We start from the raw sequence: 19,675 nt of genomic DNA, 5'->3' as shown, positions 1-19,675 counted from the left end.
AAGGGCGCCCGGTTAGGGGCGCCCCGACGTTAGTCCTTCGAATGCCGAACGGCTACTTGTTGGCCTTGTCGACCGCGCGGCGGGCCATCACGCCCACCAGATGGGCGCGATACTCGGCGCTGCCGTGGATGTCGCTGTTGAGGTCCGTGGCCGGTACCTTGATGTCCTTGATGGCGTCCGAGGAGAAGTTCTTGGACAGGGCCTCTTCCATCGCCTTCACCCGGAACACGCAGGGGCCGGCGCCGGTCACGGCGACTCGCACGCCGGACGCCGTCTTGGCGACGAACACGCCGACCATCGCGTAGCGCGAGGCCGGGTTCGGGAACTTCATGTAGGCAGCCTTCTCGACCTTCGGGAAGCTGATTGAGGTGACGATCTCGCCGTCGCCCAGCGCCGTTTCGAACAGGCCCTTGAAGAAGCTGTCGGCCGTGTGCGTGCCGGTGTTCGTCGTCACCGTGGCGTTCAGGGCCACGACGGCCGCCGGATAGTCCGCCGCCGGATCGTTGTTGGCCACCGAGCCGCCCATCGTGCCGCGGTTGCGGACCTGCGGGTCGCCGATATGGCCGGCCAGGTCGGCCAGCGCCGGGATGTTGCTCTTCACGTCGGCCGAGGTGGCGACATCGCCATGCTTGGTCATGCCGCCGATGACGACGTTGTTGCCCTCGACTTTGATGCCGACCAGTTCCTTGACGTCACCGAGATCGACGACATCGCTCGGCCGCGCCAGGCGCTGCTTCAGCGTCGGGATCAGGGTCATGCCGCCCGACATCGGGCGGGCTTCCTCGTTGCCCTTGAGCAGCTTGACGGCGTCTGCGACCGACTTCGGGCGGTGATAGGCAAAATCGTACATCTGGATTTCCTCCGTTTACTCGGCGGGCGCGTGTTGGGCGCCCTGGATCGACTGCCACACGTTGAGCGGCGTGGCGGGCATTTCGACATGCTTGACGCCGATCGGCGCCAGCGCGTTGTGGACTGCGTTCATCACGGCCGCGGGAGCCGCGATCGCCCCCGCCTCGCCGCATCCCTTCACGCCCAGCGGATTGTGCGGGCACGGGGTGACCTTGGAGCCGAGCTTGAACGACGGGAAGTTGTCGGCGCGCGGCATGGTGTAGTCCATGAACGAGCCGCTGAGCAGCTGGCCGGTGTCCTTGTCGTAGACGGCGCCCTCGAACAACGCCTGGCCGACGCCCTGGACGATGCCGCCATGGACCTGCCCCTCGACGATCATCGGATTGATGATGTTGCCGAAATCGTCGACCGCGGTATGGGCGATGACCTCGACGATGCCGGTGTCGGGATCGATCTCGACTTCGCAGATCTGCGTGCCGGCCGGATAGACGAAGTTGGACGGGTCGTAGAAGGCGTTCTCGTCCATGCCGGGCTCGAGTTCCTCAAGGGGGTAGTTGTGCGGCACGTAGGCGGCGAACACCGCCTGCGCCAGCGGCACGTTCTTGTCCGTGCCGGCCACCTTGAAGGTGCCCTGCTCGAACACGACGTCGGCCACGTCGGCTTCCATCAGATGGGCCGCGATCTTCTTGCCCTTGGCGATGACCTTGTCGGCCGCCTTCATGATCGCCGAGCCGCCGACCGCCAGCGAACGGGAGCCATAGCTGCCCATGCCGAACGGCGTGGTCGCGGTGTCGCCGTGGATGACCTCGACATTCTCGATCGGTACACCGAGCTTGTCGGAGATCAGCTGGGCGAAAGTCGTCTCATGGCTCTGGCCGTGGCTGTGGGCGCCGGTCAGGACCTGGACGTTGCCCGTCGGGTTGAACTTGATCTGCGCCGACTCCCACTGGCCGACGCCGCCACCCAGCTGGCCGATCACCCGCGAGGGTCCCAGGCCGCAGGCCTCGATGTAGGAGGAGAAGCCGATGCCGCGCAGCTTGCCGCGCGCCTTGGCCTCGGCCCGGCGGGCCTCGAAGCCCGGGTAGTCGGCGATCTTCATCGCCTCGTCGATGATCGGCGGGTAGTTGCCCGAATCGTACTGCAGCGCCACCGGCGTCTGGTACGGGAAGGCCGTCGACGGAATGAAGTTCTTCCGGCGCAGCTCGGCCGGATCCATCTTCAGCTCGGCCGCCGCCTTGCTGACGATCGTCTCGATGACGAAGGTCGCCTCGGGACGGCCGGCGCCGCGATAGGCATCGACCGGCGCCGTGTGCGTCACCGCCGCCTTCACGTTGGCGTAGATGACCGGCGTCGTGTACTGGCCGGCCAGCAGGGTCGCGTACAGATAGGTCGGCACCGCCGTCGAGAAGGTCGACAGGTACGCGCCCATATTGGCGATCGTCTCGACCTTGAGGGCGAGGAACTTGCCCTCCTTGTCGAGCGCCAGCTCGGCATGGGTGACATGGTCGCGGCCATGGCAGTCGGTCTGGAAGGACTCGCTGCGCTCGGCCGTCCACTTGATCGGCCGGCCGACCCGCGAGGCCGCCCAGCAGACCATCGTCTCGTCGGCGTAGCAGAAGATCTTGCTGCCGAAGCCGCCGCCCACGTCGGGGGCAATGACCCGCAGCTTGTGCTCGGGGATGCCCAGTACGAAGGCCGACAGGATCAGGCGCAGCACGTGCGGGTTCTGCGAGGTCGACCAGAGCGTGTAGTTGCCCGTGCCCTTGTCGTAGTCCGCTGCCGCCGCGCGCGGCTCCATGGCGTTGGGGATCAGACGATTGTTGACGATGTCCATTTTGGTGACGTGCGCCGCCTTGGCGAACGCCGCCTCGACATCGGCCTTCACACCGATCTCCCAGTCGTAGATCAGGTTGCCCGGCGCTTCGGCGTGGACCTGTGGCGCGTCCTTGTCGAAGGACTTGGCCAGGTCGACATTGGCCGGCAGGACTTCGTAGTCGACCTTGATGGCCTCGGCTGCATCCCTCGCCTCGTCATGGCTGTTGGCCACGACCATGGCGACGGTGTCGCCGACATAGCGGACGGTGTCGACCGCCATGACCGGATGCGGCGGCGCCTTGTGCGGCTCGCCGTTCTTATCCTTCACCACCCAACCGCAGATCAGGCCGCCCACCTTGGCATCGGCAAGATCCTTGCCGGTGAAGATGTTGACGACGCCTGGATTCTTCTCCGCTGCCGAAATGTCGATGCTCTTGATCTTCGCATGGGCATGCGGCGAACGCAGGAAATACGCGTAGGTCGCCCGTGCGAGGGGCAGATCGTCGACATAGCGACCGGTTCCCGTCAGGAAGCGCTTGTCTTCCGTACGCAGAACGCGGGCACCGATTCCGGTAGCGGAGGTCATGGCTTACACCCCTGCGGTTTTCATAGCCGGCGCAGCGGCCAGGATTGCCTTCACGATGTTGTGGTAGCCGGTGCAACGGCAGAGATTGCCTTCGAGCTCGCGGCGCACCGTGGCTTCGTCGAGCTGGTAGTTGTGACGCTTCACCATGTCGATAGCACTCATCACCATGCCGGGGGTACAGAAGCCGCACTGCAGGGCATGGTTGTCGCGGAAGGCTTCCTGCATCGGGTGCAGCTTCTCGGCGCTCTCGGCCAGGCCTTCGATCGTCGTGACGTTGGCGCCGACGGCCTGGACCGCGAGCATGGTGCAGGACTTCACCGACTGGCCGTCCACATGGACGACGCAGGCGCCGCACTGGCTGGTGTCGCAGCCGACATGGGTCCCGGTCATGCCGAGATGCTCGCGCAGGAACTGAACCAACAGCGTGCGCGCCTCGACCTTACCCGAGACGGACTTGCCGTTGACGGTCATGGCGACGGAAATGGTCATACTTAATTCTCCCCTCACGTATTGGTTCGCGGCTGCGCCAACTACGCGCGTCCGCCGGGCGTTGGCCCGACTCTCGCAAGCCCTCTACATTCCGGTCAAGGGAATTGCAGGATTCTGTCGCTAACTGCTAACGACTCGCAAGAAAGACCAGAATCAGAAAGACGGCACCGACGCCGATGATCGTCCAGTGCCTGAAGCCACGCTGCGCTGCAGCAGACGGCACGGGCGGCGGAAGCTCGCCTGACGGCGCCACGATCAGGCAGCCGCGACCGGCGGCGGTGCGCCGACGCTCTCCGCGAACTTGCCGAAGAACTGGTCCGCCAGCTTCTTGGCCGTGCCCGTGATCAGGCGCGCCCCGACCTGCGCGATCTTGCCGCCGACCTGGGCATCCACGTCATACTTCAGGATCGTGTCACTGCCGTCTTCCGTGAGCGTCACGACTGCGCCGCCCTTGGCGAATCCCGCGACACCGCCCTGCCCTTCGCCGGTGATCCTGTAGCCGTTCGGCGGGTCGATGTCGGAGAGCGTGACCTTGCCGCCGAACGCCGCGCTGACGGGGCCGATGCGCAGGCGGACCTTGGCCGTCATCTCGGTGGGAGAAAGCATCTCCAGCGATTCGCAGCCGGGAATGCAGGCCTGCAAAATGGCCTGGTCGTTCAGCGCCGCGAAGACCTTCTCGCGCGACGCACCGATCCTGTATTCGCCCTTGATTTCCATGTCGTAACTCCCGGCTCTGCGCCTACCACTTGTTGGTATAGGAGTCCGGCGGCAATTCTGCCAGTGGCTCGCGTACCGAGAGGTAGATGGTGGCGATGTAAGGAACGGCCATCAACAGCGCCAGGCACGCGAACCAGTTCGCCTGGGTGTTCCAGAACAGCGTGCGGATGACCCAGCGCCCGCCGTCCGCCGAGACGAAGCCGCCGGCGCCGCCATCGTGCAACTTGATGGCGCCCTCGGTTACGACCATGACGACGGCCCAGAAGATCAGCATGGCGGCGAAGAATATCTCGGGCCAGACCGGCGCAAAGCGGCTGAGCCGGCGGTCCATGCGCACGAAGCCGCGGCTACCGTCGTAGCCCAGCAGGCGGCCGAACGAGAGCGCCCGGGCGAGGCGATGGTCGCGTGCCACCGGCTCGCTGCGCAGGACCGTGATGGTCTTCCACAGCATCAGCACGATGCTCGGGATCACGAAGCTCCAGATCGGGAAGTCGCGGTAGCGGCCGTCGATGGCGATCTGGCGGAACCAGTCGCCGATGCGGATCACCCCGTCGTACCAGTCGATGCTGATGACGATCAGGTAGAAGATGCAGAGGATCGTGAGCGCGAGATAAAGCACCTGCGCCAGCAGGTCGGCGCGCTGCAGGATGCGGTAACGCGGCAGTTCACGCCAGGCACGCCAGGATTCGCGCACCCGGGCGCTGTAGAGCGATGGGTCGGCCGATTGGCCGGTCAGGCTGTCCGAAATACCCCGCAGCAGGGCATAGCTGAACAGGGCCAGCAGGATCGCCCAGAAGGCAACACCGACCGTCCGCTCGAAATAGAAGGCGCGCGTATAGTCGACCCAGGTCGCCTCGACGTAGCAAGTGGCAACGAGCTGCGCGAACAGCGCAAAGATCAGGATGCCCTTCCAGTGGCCGGCCTTCCGTTGCGTGGCATAGGCCAGGAGCAGCAGCGCGCCCACGATGGTCGAGATCGTGTACAGCAGCGGCCAGTGCGGCTCGGCCGTCACCGGCTTGCCCAGTTCGAACTTGTCGTGGCGCTGGGCGTCCAGCAGGCCCCAGGCGGCGCCGACGGTGCCCTCCTGGCGCGCCTTCCAGTACTGGTCGAAGGCCTCGATGACGTTGTAGTCGAAGCCTTCGCGCTCGGCGGCCTGCCGGAAGATCGAGAAGTATTTTACCTGCTCGACCCGGCCCGGCCGCGCATCGGACCGCATACGGCCGTCGCTCGGCCAGCCGGTCTCGCCGATCACGATCTTCTTGCCGGGAAAGCGCTCCTGGACCTTCTTGTAGATGTCGACCAGGTGCTTCTCGATGGCGAGCTTGCCGTCGGCCTCCGTGCGCTCCAGCCCGATCGGCTCGTCCTCCCAGTAGGGCAGGATGTGGATCGTGATGAAGTCGACCTCGTCGGCCAGCGACGGATTGCGCAGCCAGAATTCCCAGACGTCGGCGTAGGTCACCGGCTGGGTGACCCGCTGCTTCACCTGCCGGATGTAGCGGCGCAGCTCGTTCGCCGTCAGGTCCTTGCGCAGCAGCACCTCGTTGCCGACGATCACCCGCTCGATCGTGTCCTTGTACTTGTTGGCATGGTCGATCAGCAGGTTGATCTGCTCGAGGTTTTCCTTCTCGTTGTTGTTCAGCCAGGCGCCGTGCCAGACCTTGAGCCCGTACTTGCCGGCGTATTGCGGCACCGCCTCGAGGTTTTCGCCCGAGGAATAGGTGCGCACCGACTTGACCTTGCCCTGCATCCGTTTGAGATCGGAATCGATCTGCTCGGGCGTCGGGAAAGTACGCGTAAGCGGGCTCTGGCCCGGCCGGTAGGGAGCGAACGAGACGCTCTGAAGGGGTGCGGCGCTCCAGCCGGCGATGTCGACCGGCCGGTTCGGATACCACCACCACAGGAAATTGAGAGCCGCTACGACCGCGAAAGCCAGCAGCGCCACGAGTGCACGCATGGGGAGGCTTGTAGCAGGATCGCTGAGCGGACGTATGGCTTTTCGAGGGCTTGTCCCCAAAACCTAGAGAGGACCCCGCTGCAGGCCGGCGATGGCCTGGCGCACGACCTGGTGGCCGCGGAACAGCACGGCTTCCTTCCAGTCGTCGGTCTCCGGGTAGAACTGGCGGCGCATCGCCTTGCGCACGGCTTCGGCTTCCTTGCCCAGGGGATCGCCGTATTTGTGCAGCCAGTGATCGGCCCGGAAGGCCTTCTGGCCGCTCTCGCGATCGAAGGTGCCGTATTCCAGCGTGCACATGGTGAGTCGGGTCTGCGGCTCCTTCAGCACGCGGTTCAGCCCGTAGTGGCCCAGCCCGTCGCGCGCCTGGGAGGCCGTCTGGCCCCTCTTCGATTCGGTCACCGACTCGCCCCAGAAATTCCGCACCCGGCGCGAGCCGCCGGTGCCGATGTCGTAGTGCGTGATCGGCTCGCCGTAACCATAAGGACCAAGTCCGGTATGGAAATCGACCACGGCCACGTCGTCGCGGCCCTTCAGGTAGCGGTCGACGATGGCGTGCAGCGTGCGGTTCGACCAGGCCGGCCCGCCGCCGCCGAAGAACATGCCGTCGGCGTGACTGTATTGCCCGCCCGAGACGGCGCGGAAGAATTCCACATCGCCGACCTTGCGCCGATAGGCCGCCAGCTTCGCGTCGGCCGCCGCCTGCCCGGCCTCGCTGAAATCCGCCGGGATGAGGTCGTCGGCGATCTCGAGATAGCCCTCGTTCACCGGATAGGGCTTGGAATGGTCGACATGGTTGCGGTTGAGGTCGTTGCCCTCTTCCGTCACGCGCCGCGTCCAGGCGAAGCCGTAGGGATTGATCGCGTGCACGAACAGCGCCGCGGTCCCGGCCGGCAGGCCCGCCGGTCCGATAGAGGCCAGCCAGTCGACCTGGAAGCCCGAGCCGCAATAGCCTTCGACGCCGTGCGTCGACGAGATCGCGACCATCACCTTCGACGCATCCGTCGGCCCGACCCAGGCCACGTCCGTCGACAGGGATTCGCCCTTCGGTCCCTTGGTCGGGTTGTCGTAGCGGAAGGTCTGGGCATCGGCGAGCTTTGCCGCGGCCAGGAACTTGTCACGCGCCTCGCTGTAGTCGGCGGCGAAGGAGGCAATGTTGTTCATGGTCGCCGATACCTCTGTCCAAAGCTTCACACATTTCCAAGACGCCGTCAGACTCCTCCCTGTTGTTTGAGAGGGAGACACGGCGAACACATACCAAATTAGCCTAGTTCATGGGTTGAGATCGATGGGCTTGAGCACGACGTTGCGAAAGACTGGATGCTTGTCATGTTCGTCTCCGTTCAACGGCCCATCGCGACGTGAAGCGCGTTCTTGCCGTCGCGCCAGTCGCCGGGTCGTTCACCAGCCCGCGGACCCCGCCCGCGAACCCGGTGTCAAGCTGCCGCGCGAACATCTCGTCGGCCTCCGTTCAGCGGTTCATCGAGGCCTGAAGGGCGTTCCTGCCGCGACATGCGTTGGCACGTGATACAATTTATAGTTGCTTGTCTATAGACTCTTTCTTCTACACTCTTCGTTGTCGCCGTCGCAAAGGAATGGCCGACAATCGACGATCCCTATGGAACTGTTATGTATCGATGAATCCCGAGTTTGAATCTCGGTTCTTCAATCCACTGCTTCCGAGGTGTAGAGGCTTGACGTGACCCTCAAGATAATTGGCGCTGTTGTCCGCAAAGCGATTTTGGCCCTCGTTTGCCTTTTAGCCCGAGGTTTCGTCTCGCTCCTGGCAACCTGGTACATCTACTCGGCAGCAATCATCCTCTACAGGTGTTCTGGTGACTGGGATTATTCATGTGTCATCTTTCTGTACTTCGCTCCCTTTCTTCTGTTCATTCGGATTACTGACGAAGACGGTTACGACCCCAGTCTTGCCGAAGGATTTGATGCTCGTCTTCTTGAAGCGGGCTACGATCCTCGCCTTTTTACAATCCTGTCATTGGCATTGATCGTCACTATCCTCTGGACAGTTATCGCGCTGACACGACGACGCAGAGCGTCCTAACGTTGGCCGGGAATAGATGCTGCCGGGCCATACATGCCGCTGCTGCCGATTTTATAGCCTTCTTCGATATAGTCTCTCGTTTGCTTGGAAAGCCCATACTCATCCGCGGGATCCGAATTGGAGGAAAGATTTTTCGCAAATCTTCCAGAGATCGTCAGGAGCTCATGCAGCGTCAGTCCTGCCTGCTGATCGATCAGGCCGACATTGATATTGGAGATGTTCCTGAAATGCCGAAGCTGGGTATATCCCGTGAAAAAGCTTCCTTTCCGCTGGTAGTCATAGGCGCCAGCATGCCCGACAAGCGTGCCGAGACTTATCATCAGCTTTAGGTCAGCGGCCGGATCGGAATTGGAGCGCATAGAGGCGTATTGTTCTCCAATACGGCGGCCATCCGCAGCCACTCTGGCAAGATCGGTATTGGGAGACATCACATATCCAGTCGGTGAGTTCTTGTCCGGTATTGCCGTGCCATCCGGCAAACGCGCGACCTCACCGACAGTCTCTAGAGCCGCACGGAATTCCGGACTGCCCGGAGCCGGCTCCGTTGGCGGCGCAATCCCTCGCGGTGCCTTGGTTGGCTCTTGCGGCGGCGTAATTTCCGTATTGCCGTTCGCCTCGGCAGGCTCGCCGCCCGAGGCCCGGACGATATTCGGATCGCCATTTACGCGCGGCAGCACGTCACCGACGAGGCCGCGAATGTCGGCCATCGTGGGCGGTTTGCCCTCGACGGACTCGAAGGCGCCTAAAAGCCTGTCGAGGCTTTGCCGCGCGGTCCGGGCCTCCTCGCCGTGGGGATCGACGTTGGCGTCTCGCAGTCCCTCTCCCAGGAACAGGCGGCCGAGACGGTGGCGCTCGAAGGCCAGATCGGATTTGCCTTCGGCGAGGGTCTTCTGGAGCTTGGTCAGGCGGTTGTAGTCGCTGTCGCCGAGCGACAGCCTGTGTTGAGCGAGATCGATGGCCGCAAAGCTTTCCGGTTCGCTCACGGCCTGATCATCGAGCCTGTCGTAGAGGTCGCGATCGGTGACGACGCGGCCGCCGTTCATGACCGTCCGGTCGAGTGCCTCCGTCTGCTCCGGGCTCAACCCGCCGCGCAGCTCCGTCGGCATCGCCATCAGCGGCGCCGCGGGATTCTCTCCGAGCCAGTCGAGCGCGCTTGTGGCCGCACGTCCCCGCGCCGCCTGCCACGCCCGGTCGGCGCGCGCCTGTTCGATCTGCGCCATCCGGGTCACCTGCGCCCGCACCTCGGGCGAGGCGTCCGCCGGAGTCAGTTGGGCGGCGCGCGCCTGGTAGTCGTCGAGGTCGGGGCGACGCGTCGGATCGTCCGGCATGTCGGTCAGGCCGCCGACGATTTCCGTCACGCGACGCTCCTCGCGCGCCCGTTCGATCCTGCGTTCGACCGCGGCCTGCCGCTCCGGCTGGATCACATCGCGCGCGTGGTCGAAAAGCTTCGCCGCGCGCTCGGGATCCTGGCCGATCGCGGCCTCGACCGCCCCGGCATAGAGATCGCTCAGGCCGGTGCGCACCGCCCTATCGGTCCGGCCCGCGTCCCAGCCCTTTCGTTCGCCCTGGTAGCGCAGCTCGCCAACCGCCGTGCGGCCCAGCGCGCGCAGATGCGCCGGGTCGTGCCAGGACAGCGCCGCGTCCTGCCTCAGGTCGACGATACGCTCGGCCACGATGCGGTCGTCCAGCATCGACGTCGCCCGCTCCGCGATACGCCCGAGGTCGACGCCGGCGCGGTCGAGACGCCGGTCGATCAGCGGTTCGAGCAGCGCCTTCTGGCGGGGCCCGATTGCCTGGAGGTCTAGTGGGTTGTCATCCTCAAGATCTTGAGTCCCCGGTCGATGCTGCGCCATCCCCAGTCGTAGAGTGCTAGATCTGAAGACATCCGCTCACCGCGATCCTTCCAATTAGAGGGACGTCAGATCTTTGCGAAAGCCGGCTTCTCGACATTGGTCATCGTGTCGTAGGCCTTGAGGATCGTCTCCTCCGGCGTCCGCGTGACGCCGCTGTCGTGGTAGATCGCCTTCAGCCACATCGCCATCTTCGTATGATAGCCGTTCTCGATGAAGCGTTCCGACATGACCTTGCGCAGCATCTCCTCGCCCTTGGCGACATAGGCCGCGTCGGGCTTGCCACCGTCGGCGAGATGACGGGAGGCCCATTGCCCGTACATCAGTTCCGCCCGCGCGATGGCCGGCGCCGACGAGGCCTTGGAGGTGAGTCCCGCCTCCTGACAGACCTTCAGGCCGACGTCATGGCGTCGCGCCGCGAGGTTGAGCGGCAGCGCAAGTTCGAGCCCCTCCCGCATCAGCAGCTTCTTCCCGTTGGGCAGGAGGCGGTCGAACTGGTCCCACTGCCGCCAGTCGGCTTCACTCGCGCGGCCGAACTCGGCCACCGCCGGATCGCCATCGATCAGCCACTTGCAAAGGCCCAGCGTCTGCCACCATTGATAAGTGTCAAAGGATTCGTCGGTATCCTTGCCCTCTGGCGGCGCCGGTTGTGACTCCATCCAGGCTGCGGCCGCCCGCGCCAGCGGCAACACTCGATCGCGCAAGCCCAGTAAGTGAGCCTGAATCAGGTAACTTAGCGTACTTGCCATATAGCCTGCTCGATTGAACGGGCCGGTTTTTTCCGGCTCGAACTCCATCGCAATCTGCAGAAGGAAGTCCAGATAGAATTGGCGACTTTTTTCAGGTTCGAAAACTCTCGGCATCAGGGCCTCCGCTCTGGATGGACAACGGCGCGTTCACCGCCCACGATTTGTTCAACCACGCCCTTGCGCGCGCTTCCAGTACCCACCGTGACGATAGTCATGTTCCTGCTTTTCAAATTCTTCAGCGCCTTGGCGCCGGCTTCGGGCGACAAGCGTCGGCTCGTCATCGCAGCTTGTATGCTGTATGCCGCATGCTCCCGAGCACCCTCGAATGATTGCTTCGTCTGATGCGCCCGCCCGCTCGGGCTAATCGAGATGTCCGAGCTACGCCATTTGGAATCCCAGAAGTGAATCTCTCCGTCGCGGTCGACCGAGATCACGTCCGGCCCTCGCTGGCCCGCCTTCCTGCCGAAATCGATCACCGTGTGGTCTGGGAAATGCCACGCGATGTCGTTGGCCAGCCCGTACTCTCCCTCCAATCCCTTGCGATGGCTCGGGTGGTCCGGCAGGTAATCGCGCCCTGCCGCCGGTTCGCCGACGCGGGGATCAAGTCGGACTCCGATGGCCGTGTCGATGCCGTCGGCTCCCGGGTACTTGCCCTTGCCGGCCTGGAGGTGCCTATCGGTCAGCCCAACTAGCAATGGCCTCGAGTTTCTTGTGGTTGGGCCCTTCGGGTGGCGGAATTCCCGGACTGACCACAGCGGGAGCTTTGTGCTCGCCTTCTCTGGGATTAGTTGGCGGCACCGGTGCCCCAAAAGGCGGCCAAGATGAGGATTTGCCCTTGTCGACCGGCTGCTCCTTGTCGATCGGCTCCGGTGGGCCGTTGTGGCCTGTGCCCGGCTTCCCGTCGGTTGGGCCAGCCATTTCGCTGCCGCCGAAAACGCCGGCCGCGCCCTGGCGGGCGATCGTGTCGCCTATCGCCTTTCCGATAATCGCTGCCCCGATCGCCGCGAACTCCAGCAGGAAGGGGATGGCCAACGCGGGCGAGACGTTCTGCGCCGTCGCCACGGGACCGTCCTTGTCCCGGATGTCGGTCTGTGGCGCTCCGTCCGTCGGCTCGACGGTGCGCGTCGCGCGCTCACCGTCGAACGTCGTGGTGATCGTGCCCAGAGTGGTGCCGTCGGAATCGCGTACGGTATCGACTTGCGACCAGTGGCCTTCGACAGGATAAGACCGCCGGCTTTCCACACGATAGCCATCGGCGAAGGTGACATCGGTCGAGATGATGCGATGCTGCTCGTCGTAGGCTTCCGTGACATCGGCCTTGCCACGTTCGGTATCGACGCCACGGCGCGTGACCAGCCTGGTGCCGTCGTCGAACTGCGTGATCTCGGGCGCAGGGGGCGTCGTAGGTGCCGCTTCGATCGCCTTGGAGCCTGTCGATTCTTCTACTACCACGTCTTCGCTGGGTGAGGGCGTCGATACGGCATCCACTGGCGCAATGTGGGGCCCTGCTCCTTGAACACGTCCTTCGCCGCAAGCTCTGGTGGCAGCGCTTCGGCCGGCTCGCCTCCGCCGACCCGGACGATGTTCGGATCGCCTTCCCCGCGCGGCAGCGCGTCGCCGACCAAGCCGCGAATGTCCGCCATCGTCGGCGGCTTGCCCTCGACAGGCTCGAGCGCGCTTAAGAGCGTGTCGAGTTACTGCCGTGCGGTCGGTGCCTCCTCGCCGTCGGGATCGGCGTTGGCAGCGCGCAAGCCCTCTCCCAGGAACAGGCGGCCGAGACGGTGACGCTCGAAGGACGGATCGGATTTGCCTTCGGCGAGAGTCTTCTGGAGTTTGGTCAGGCGGCTGTAGTTGCTGTCGCCGAGCGACAGCCGGTATTGCGTGAGATCGAGGCCGGTGAAGCTTTCCGGCTTGTTGACGGCCTGGTCGTCGAGTTTCTCGTAAAGTTCGCGATCGGTGATGACGCGGCCGCCGTTCATGGCCGCGGCCTCCAGTCGGTCCGTCTGCTCCGGACTCAACCCGTCGCGCAGCGCCGTCGGCATCGCCATCAGCGGTGCCGCGGGATTCTCTCCGAGCCAGTCGAGAGCGTTTGTGGCGGCGCGGCCCCGCGCCGTCTGCCATGCCCGATCGGCACGCGCCTGTTCGACCTGCGCCATCCTCGACACCTGCGCCCGCACCTCGGGCGAGGCGTCCGGCGGCGTCGCCTCCGCGGCACGCGCCTGGTAGTCGTCGAGATCGGGCCGCCGTGTCGGATCGTCCGGCGTGTCGGCCAGGCCGCCGACGATCTCCGTCACGCGACGCTCCTCGCGCGCCCGTTCGATCCTGCGCTCGACCTCCGCCCGCCGCTCCGGCTGGATCACGTCGCGTGCGTGGTCGTAGAGCGCCGCCGCGCGCTCGGGATTTGGCCGATCGCGGCCTCGACCGCTCCGGCATAGAGATCGCTCAGGCCGGTGCGCACCGCCGTATCGGTCCGGCTTGCGTCCCAGCCTTTTCGTTCGCCCTGGTAACGCAGCTCGCCCACCGCGGTGCGGCCCAGCGTGCGCAGACGGGCCGGGTCTTGCCACAACAGCGACGCGTCCTGCCGCAGGTCGGCGAGGCGCTCGGCCACGATGCGGTCGTCCAGCACCGACGTCGCCTGCTCCGCGATCCGCCCACCGCGATTCTTCCAGTCAGAGGGACAGAGTTGGCTCACTTCACCGGTGTCGAGGAAGCCGGCGAAGGCACCCCTAAACTCTTCCCAACGTCAGATCTTGGCGAAAGCCGGCTTCTCAACGCCGGTCATTGTGTCGTAGGCCTTGAGTATGGTCTCCTCCGGCGTCCGTGTAACGCCACTGTCGTGGTAGATCGCCTTCAGCCACAGCGCCATCCTCGTGTAGTAGCCGTTCTCGATGAAGCGTTCCGACATGACCTTGCGCAGCATCTCCTCGCCCTTGGCGACATAAGCCGCGTCGGGCTTGCCACCGTCAGCGAGATGACGGCAGGCCCATTGCCCGTACATCAGTTCCGCCCGCACGATGGCCGGCGCCGATGAGGCCTTGGGGCTGAGTCCCGCCTCCTGACAGAGCTTCAGGCCGACGTCATGACGCTGCGCCGCCAGGTTCAGCGGCAGCGAGCGTTCGAGCCCTTCCCGCATCAACAGCTTCGCGCCGTTGGGCTCGAGGCGGTCGAACCGGTCCCACTGCCGCCAGTCGGCTTCGCTTGCGCGGCTGAACTCGGCCACCGCTGGATCGCCATCGATCAGCCACTTGCATAGCCCCAACGTCTGCCACCACTGATAGGCGCGGAAGCATTCGTCGGTATCCTTGCCCTCGACCGGCTCAGGCTGCGCCTCCATCCAGGTCACGGCCGTCTGCGCCAGCGGCAACACCCGATCGCGCAAGCCCAGTAAGTACGCCTCAATCAGGTAGTGCAGCGTACTTCTCATATAGTGTGATCGATTGAACGGTCCGGTTTTTTCCGGTTCGAACTCCATCGCAATCGGCAGGAGGAAGTCCAGATAGAATTGGCGACTCTTCTCGGGCTCGGAAATTCCCGGCATCACGGCCTCCTCTACGGGTGGACGACGGCACGCTCACCGCCCACGATTTGTTCAACCACGCCATTACGCGCGCTTCCAGTCCCCACCGTGACGATTGTCAGGTTCGCGTTCTTCAAATTCTTTATCGCCTTAACGCCGGCTTCGGGCGACAGGCGTCCGCTCGCCATCGCAGCTCGTATGCCGCGTTCCCCATGCTCCTGAGCATCCTCGAATGACTTCTTTGACTGGTGTGCCCGTCCGCCAGGACCGATCGAGGTGTCCGAGCTACGCCATTTGGAATCCCAGAAGGTGACCTCGCCGTCGCTCTTCACCGAGATTACATCCGGGCCCCGCTGGCCCGCCTTCCTGCCGAAGTCGATCACCGTGTGGTCGGGGAAATGCTGCGCGATGTCGTTGGCCAGCCCGTACTCTCCGCGCAATCCCTTGAGATGGCTCTCGTTGTCGGGCAAGTAATCACGCCCTGCCGCCGGCTCGCCAACACGGGGATCGAGTTTAATGCGGGCTGCCGTGTCGATGCCGTCGGCGCCAACGTACTGGTCCCTTTCGGCCCGTTGGGCTCTCTCCCCCAACCAATCACCGAAGGCTTGAGGCGATGGTTTCTGTTCAGCAGCGGCTGCCGCTCCAGCCGTATCGGGTGCAGGCTGCGTGCCCGATGGCTGGGGCGAGGGCGGAAACCAACGCCGCAACTTCTCGATTGCCGTTGGCAGTCCAGACTCCACCGGCGGCCGGTTGTGCCCGATGCTTGGTGCGGGCTGTTGGGCTGGTGTCCCGGGCGGGCGGGGTGGTGAGGGAACGCGACCGGCTCCGCCACCGCGAGCGCCGCCACCTCCGGCTTGCGCGAGAATGATGTTCTGCGGATCGAAGGCTTCGCCTATCTTCGCGCTGCCGTCGTCATGATGGGCAATGCGGGGCTCTCCCCCATCGAGGGCGTCCTTCGCCTCAAGCTCTGGCGGCAGCGCTTCGACCGACTCATCGCCGACCCGGACGATATTTGGATCGTCTTCCACGCGCGGCAGCACGTCGCCGACCAAGCCGCGAATGTCGGCCATCGTCGGCGGCTTGCCCTCGACGGATTCGAAGGCGCCTAGGAGCCTGTCGAGTTGCTGCCGCGCGGTCCGGGCCTCATCGCCGTCGGGATCGAGGTTGGCAGCGCGCAATCCTTCTTCCAGGAACAGGCGGCCGAGACGGTGGCGCTCGAAGGCGGGATCGGATTTGCCTTCGGTGAGAGTCTTCTGGAGTTTGGTCAAGCGGTCGTAATCGCTGTCGCCGAGCGACAGCCGGTATTGCGTGAGGTCGACGCCGACGAAGCTTTCCGGGTCGCGTACGGCCTGGTCGTCGAGCTTCTCGTAAAGGTCGCGATCAGTAACGACGCGGCCGCCGTTCATGGCTGTCCGGTCGAGCGCCTCCATCTGCTCCGGGCTCAACCCGTCGCGCAGCTCCGCAGGCATCGCCATCAGGGACGCCGCGGAATTGGCGCCGAGCCAATCGAGCGCGCCCGTGGCCGCACGTCCCCGCGCCGCCTGCCACGCCCGGTCGGCGCGCGCCTGTTCGATCCGCGCCATCCTCGACACCTGCGCCCGCACCTCGGGCGAGGCGTCCGGCGGTGTCAGTTCGGCGGCGCGCGCCTGGTAGTCGTCGAGCTCCGGGCGTCGTGTCGGATCGTCCGGCGTGTCGGCCAGCCCCCCGACGATCTCCGTCACGCGACGCTCCTCGCGCGCTTGTTCGATCCTGCGCTCGACCGCCGCCCGCCGCTCCGGCTGGATCACGTCGCGTGCGTGGTCGTACAGTTTCGCCGCGCGCTCGGGATTCTGGCTGATCGCGGCCTCGACCGCGCCGGCATAGAGATCGCTCAGGCTGGTGCGCACCGCCGTGTCGGTCCTGCTTGCGTCCCAGCCCTTTCGTTCGCCCTGGTAGCGCAGCTCGCCCACCGCGGTGCGGCCCAGCGTGCGCAGATGGGCCGGGTCTTGCCAGGACAGCGCCGCATCCTGCTGCAGATCGGCGAGGCGCTCGGCCACGATGCGGTCGTCCAGCACCGACGTCGCCTGCTCCGCGATCCGCCCGAGGTCGCCGCCGGCACGCTCGAGACGCCGCTCGATCAGCGGTTCGAGCAGCGCCTTCTGTCGTGGGCCTTTCGCCTGCGCCAGATAGCGGTCCTTCAGCGCACCCAGAAGCCGGGTGGTCTCGGCGATCCCGGCTAGCGCGCGCTCGGGGTCGCGGCCCGCGAGACCCGTCACCGGATCGGTCACCAGGCCGCGCACCTCGCCCGCGAACCCGGTGTCGAGCTGGCGCGCGAACATCTCGTCGACCTGAAGTCCGCGCGCGCTGTCGTTCCCAAGCTCGATGCGCGGCCATGGTTCCGCGGCTGGCGCTGCCGAGAGCAGCCCTTCCGTCATGATGCTTACCATGTTCGTCTCCGTTCAGCGGCCAATCGGGGCCTGGAGGGCGCTGTTGCCGTCGCGTGCCATCGAAATGGAAAGCGGCTCCGCCGCCCGGACAGCCCCGGTCATCGTCTGCTCGGTGGCCGGCGATTTCGGCGCGCTCGACCCGGTTGATGCGACGGTCGGCAGTTACGCCGCGAGGTCAGCCTTCCGGGTGATCGTGCTCAATGGCCGCGACAAGGCACGCGGCAACAGGGGCGACGAGGACGAGGGAATAGGCAGTATCATCGCCGGGGGCGTCAGATGTTCTCAAAGCCATCTCTCCTGTGAGAAGCGAGCCCTTGAGTTACTGATGAGCCGGACTTTGGATATGCAAGCGTCAAATCTCGACGCGAACCGACGATCGGACTCGATACTGCTATCGGCTATGTGTTTCTGGCCGGGTCCTAGCGATGACGATGGTGCTGGGGATGGTCGCGCGCGTAGGCGGCGGAGGCCTGCGGGATGAATCGTCAGACGCTGCGCGACTTGGGTTCGCCGCTATAATCACGACGGTGTCGGAGGGTTGAGCGATGCCAAGCGCAGCGGTCGTCCGCTGGCTCTGTCGGGCTGATCAGCTGGAGGAGCTGAAGGCTCCGGTGCTTGCGGGTCCCGACCCGGCCCTCCATGGCGTAACCGGATGGCGCCGCGCAGTAGTAGGCCATTAAAAAAGCTTCGCCGCCTTCGTAGCCGTGCGTTTGCTTAACATTGCTGGTCGCAATAGCGCTCGGTTCACCTATTGTGCCGGCGCTGCGACTTCATGATGCGCCTTTTGCGACTACTCTTCTGGCCTGCGTCTCAGGTGCGCAAAGTGAGGCCGCCATCGACCACCAGCTCGTGACCGGTGATGAAGTCGGCTTCGTCGGAGGCCAGCAGCAGCGCACCGCGGGCGATGTCGATCGGCTGGCCGAGCCGGCGCAGCGCCGCCTTCTTCTCCCAGACTTCGCGGATTTCGGGCTTGTCGAAATTGGTGCGCGTCATGCCGCTGTAGATGGCGCCCGGGCAGACATAGTTGGCGGTGATGTTGAACTTGCCGAGTTCCAGCGCCAGCGTCCGCGTGAGCCCGCCGACGCCGGCCTTCGAGGCGCAATAGGCCGCGAGGCCGTAATCGGTGTCGAAGGCCATGACCGAGGCGGTGTTGACGATGCGGGCGCGGCCCTTCTCCCTCGCCCGAAGCTTCAGGGCCGGTATGGCCTCTCGGCAGAGGCGGAACATGCCGCGGACATTCACCGCGTTCACGCGGTCCCACATTTCGTCGGTCATTTCCTCGACGAAGGCGCGGCCGCTGACGCCCGCATTGTTGAACAGGATGTCGAGGCCGCCGAACCGGCCGAGCGCGGCCGCGACGATCGTCTTCGGCGCGTCCTCGCCGGTGATGTCGGCCGCGAAGGCCTCGATCGCCGTGTTGCCCACGTGGACCGTGTCGATCGCCGATTCCGGCCGGTCGACCGCCAGCACCTGCGCGCCCTCCTCGGCGAACAGCTTGGCCGACGCCGCCCCGATACCCGAAGCGGCGCCCGTCACGATCGCGATCTTGCCGGCCAGTCTGCCCATGGATGCCTCCGTCGCCTCAGGCGACTTCGATGATGACCTTGCCGGTCGCCTTGCGCGACAGCAGGGCGTTCATGGCGTCGGCCGCCTTCTCCAGCGGGAAGCGCATGGAGATGTGCGGCTTCAGCTTGCCCTCGCCGTACCACGCCAGCATCTCGTCGAAATTCTTGCGGGCCTCGGCCGGCTCGCGGCCGCGCCACGCGCCGTAGAAGACGCCACGCACGTCGCAGCTCTTCAGCAGGGCCAGGTTCGCCGGCAGCGACGGGATGCGACCCGCGGCAAAGCCGACCACCAGCAGGCGGCCGTACCAGGCGATGCAGCGCACCGACTCGTCGAAAGCATCGCCGCCGACCGCGTCGTAGATGATGTCCGCGCCGTTGCCGCCGGTCAGTTCCTTGACCTTGTCGCGCATCTTCTCCTTGGCGTAGTTCACGAACATCGTGGCGCCGTACTTCCTGCAGATCTCCATCTTCTCGTCGGAGCCGACGGCGGCAATGACCTTGAGGCCCATCAACGCGCCCAGCTCGACGGCGGTGAGGCCGACGCCGCCCGAGGCACCCGTCACCAGCAGGGTCTCGCCCGGCTTGTAGCTGCTGCGCTGCTTCAGCGCGTAGTACGAGGTGCCGTAGGTCATGGTGAACGCGGCACCATCCTCGTAGCTCATGTTCTTGGGCATCGGCAGGAGCTGGATCTGGTCGACCACGGCCTCGCTGGCATAGCCGCCGCTGCCGATCATGCCGATCACGCGGTCGCCCACCTTGTAGCCGGTGACGCCCTCGCCGACCTCGGTGATGTCGCCCGCGATCTCGTGGCCGGGCGCGAAGGGACGCGGCGGCTTGAACTGGTACTTGTCCTGGATGATCAGCGTGTCGGGGAAGTTGACGCCGGCCGCCTTCGTGGCGACACGCACCTGGCCCTTGCCCACCGGCTTGGACGGCAGTTCCACCAGCTTCAGGCTCTCCGGCCCGCCCGGCAGTTCGCTCAGCATTGCGCGCATCGTCTCGCTCCCCGTTCTCGTGTTTCGTCCTGTGGCGACATTGATACGATGGCGGGCCGGCCAGCGTCCATCCATGCTAGGAAGGCTCGACTTCCGCGAGGAGA

Annotated in this window: 17 protein-coding genes; 1 reads left to right on the top strand and 16 read right to left on the bottom strand. The window is 65.1% G+C overall.

Features of this window, described 5'->3' with window-relative positions:
* Positions 1–52 precede the first annotated feature (52 nt).
* From AC1ROX_RS07200 to AC1ROX_RS07175, 6 genes are all read right to left on the bottom strand, one after another.
* A complete protein-coding gene (locus AC1ROX_RS07200; protein WP_493123886.1) occupies positions 53–850 on the bottom strand; it encodes an FAD binding domain-containing protein in 798 nt (265 codons plus the stop codon).
* A gap of 15 nt (positions 851–865) precedes the next feature.
* Positions 866–3,250 carry a xanthine dehydrogenase family protein molybdopterin-binding subunit gene (locus tag AC1ROX_RS07195; RefSeq protein WP_493123884.1) on the bottom strand — a complete coding sequence of 795 codons (2,385 nt, stop codon included), beginning with the start codon at positions 3,248–3,250 and terminating at the stop codon, positions 866–868.
* Positions 3,251–3,253: 3 nt separating this feature from the next.
* The gene (locus AC1ROX_RS07190; protein ID WP_493123882.1) at positions 3,254–3,739 is read right to left on the bottom strand and encodes a (2Fe-2S)-binding protein; all 486 of its coding nucleotides are present in this window, start codon (positions 3,737–3,739) and stop codon (positions 3,254–3,256) included.
* 255 nt (positions 3,740–3,994) lie between these two features.
* Entirely contained in the window at positions 3,995–4,456 is a 462-nt protein-coding gene (locus tag AC1ROX_RS07185; RefSeq protein WP_230548651.1) for an SRPBCC family protein, read from the bottom strand.
* A gap of 22 nt (positions 4,457–4,478) precedes the next feature.
* Positions 4,479–6,410, bottom strand: a complete 1,932-nt coding sequence (locus AC1ROX_RS07180) for a glycoside hydrolase family 17 protein (protein WP_493123880.1) — start codon at positions 6,408–6,410, stop codon at positions 4,479–4,481.
* 63 nt (positions 6,411–6,473) lie between these two features.
* A complete protein-coding gene (locus tag AC1ROX_RS07175; protein ID WP_493123878.1) occupies positions 6,474–7,571 on the bottom strand; it encodes a M14 family metallopeptidase in 1,098 nt (365 codons plus the stop codon).
* Between the two features lie 535 nt (positions 7,572–8,106).
* Here AC1ROX_RS07175 and AC1ROX_RS07170 point away from each other — a divergent pair.
* A complete protein-coding gene (locus tag AC1ROX_RS07170) occupies positions 8,107–8,469 on the top strand; it encodes a hypothetical protein (RefSeq protein WP_493123876.1) in 363 nt (120 codons plus the stop codon).
* Here the strand turns inward: AC1ROX_RS07170 and AC1ROX_RS07165 are convergent.
* The 10 genes from AC1ROX_RS07165 to AC1ROX_RS07120 form a co-directional block, all read right to left on the bottom strand.
* Positions 8,466–10,322 carry a hypothetical protein gene (locus tag AC1ROX_RS07165; RefSeq protein WP_493123874.1) on the bottom strand — a complete coding sequence of 619 codons (1,857 nt, stop codon included), beginning with the start codon at positions 10,320–10,322 and terminating at the stop codon, positions 8,466–8,468. The genes AC1ROX_RS07170 and AC1ROX_RS07165 overlap by 4 nt on opposite strands.
* A 65-nt stretch (positions 10,323–10,387) precedes the next feature.
* Entirely contained in the window at positions 10,388–10,978 is a 591-nt protein-coding gene (locus AC1ROX_RS07160) for a hypothetical protein (RefSeq protein ID WP_493123872.1), read from the bottom strand.
* 203 nt (positions 10,979–11,181) lie between these two features.
* Entirely contained in the window at positions 11,182–11,763 is a 582-nt protein-coding gene (locus tag AC1ROX_RS07155) for a hypothetical protein (RefSeq protein ID WP_493123870.1), read from the bottom strand.
* Entirely contained in the window at positions 11,741–12,556 is an 816-nt protein-coding gene (locus AC1ROX_RS07150) for a hypothetical protein (RefSeq protein ID WP_493123868.1), read from the bottom strand. Before AC1ROX_RS07150 ends, AC1ROX_RS07155 begins: the two co-directional genes overlap by 23 nt.
* A 206-nt stretch (positions 12,557–12,762) precedes the next feature.
* On the bottom strand, positions 12,763–13,428 hold the full coding sequence (locus tag AC1ROX_RS07145; protein WP_493123866.1) for a hypothetical protein: 666 nt from the start codon (positions 13,426–13,428) through the stop codon (positions 12,763–12,765).
* The gene (locus AC1ROX_RS07140; protein WP_493123864.1) at positions 13,425–13,694 is read right to left on the bottom strand and encodes a hypothetical protein; all 270 of its coding nucleotides are present in this window, start codon (positions 13,692–13,694) and stop codon (positions 13,425–13,427) included. The genes AC1ROX_RS07145 and AC1ROX_RS07140 overlap by 4 nt, the downstream gene beginning before the upstream one ends.
* 117 nt (positions 13,695–13,811) lie before the next feature.
* Positions 13,812–14,609: a hypothetical protein gene (locus tag AC1ROX_RS07135; protein WP_493123862.1), complete on the bottom strand. Its 798-nt coding sequence runs from the start codon at positions 14,607–14,609 to the stop codon at positions 13,812–13,814.
* Between the two features lie 8 nt (positions 14,610–14,617).
* The gene (locus tag AC1ROX_RS07130; RefSeq protein ID WP_493123860.1) at positions 14,618–17,011 is read right to left on the bottom strand and encodes a hypothetical protein; all 2,394 of its coding nucleotides are present in this window, start codon (positions 17,009–17,011) and stop codon (positions 14,618–14,620) included.
* 810 nt (positions 17,012–17,821) lie between these two features.
* A complete protein-coding gene (locus tag AC1ROX_RS07125) occupies positions 17,822–18,577 on the bottom strand; it encodes an SDR family NAD(P)-dependent oxidoreductase (RefSeq protein WP_493123858.1) in 756 nt (251 codons plus the stop codon).
* A 16-nt stretch (positions 18,578–18,593) separates the two neighbouring features.
* Positions 18,594–19,571, bottom strand: a complete 978-nt coding sequence (locus AC1ROX_RS07120; protein WP_493123856.1) for an NADPH:quinone oxidoreductase family protein — start codon at positions 19,569–19,571, stop codon at positions 18,594–18,596.
* Positions 19,572–19,675 lie beyond the last annotated feature (104 nt).

Source organism: Reyranella sp. GW821-FHT14A01, from assembly GCF_058803965.1.
Note: the sequence above shows the minus strand (reverse complement) of the source record. Positions and strands in the feature narration are given on the sequence as shown.

Coding starts and splice junctions, on each gene's coding strand:
- AC1ROX_RS07190 (WP_493123882.1), bottom strand. CDS start 3,739: ATGACCATTTCCGTCGCCATGACCGTCAACGGCAAGTCCGTCTCGGGT.
- AC1ROX_RS07120 (WP_493123856.1), bottom strand. CDS start 19,571: ATGCGCGCAATGCTGAGCGAACTGCCGGGCGGGCCGGAGAGCCTGAAG.
- AC1ROX_RS07125 (WP_493123858.1), bottom strand. CDS start 18,577: ATGGGCAGACTGGCCGGCAAGATCGCGATCGTGACGGGCGCCGCTTCG.
- AC1ROX_RS07195 (WP_493123884.1), bottom strand. CDS start 3,250: ATGACCTCCGCTACCGGAATCGGTGCCCGCGTTCTGCGTACGGAAGAC.
- AC1ROX_RS07175 (WP_493123878.1), bottom strand. CDS start 7,571: ATGAACAACATTGCCTCCTTCGCCGCCGACTACAGCGAGGCGCGTGAC.
- AC1ROX_RS07200 (WP_493123886.1), bottom strand. CDS start 850: ATGTACGATTTTGCCTATCACCGCCCGAAGTCGGTCGCAGACGCCGTC.
- AC1ROX_RS07165 (WP_493123874.1), bottom strand. CDS start 10,322: ATGGCGCAGCATCGACCGGGGACTCAAGATCTTGAGGATGACAACCCA.
- AC1ROX_RS07180 (WP_493123880.1), bottom strand. CDS start 6,410: ATGCGTGCACTCGTGGCGCTGCTGGCTTTCGCGGTCGTAGCGGCTCTC.
- AC1ROX_RS07160 (WP_493123872.1), bottom strand. CDS start 10,978: ATGGAGTCACAACCGGCGCCGCCAGAGGGCAAGGATACCGACGAATCC.
- AC1ROX_RS07185 (WP_230548651.1), bottom strand. CDS start 4,456: ATGGAAATCAAGGGCGAATACAGGATCGGTGCGTCGCGCGAGAAGGTC.
- AC1ROX_RS07130 (WP_493123860.1), bottom strand. CDS start 17,011: ATGGTAAGCATCATGACGGAAGGGCTGCTCTCGGCAGCGCCAGCCGCG.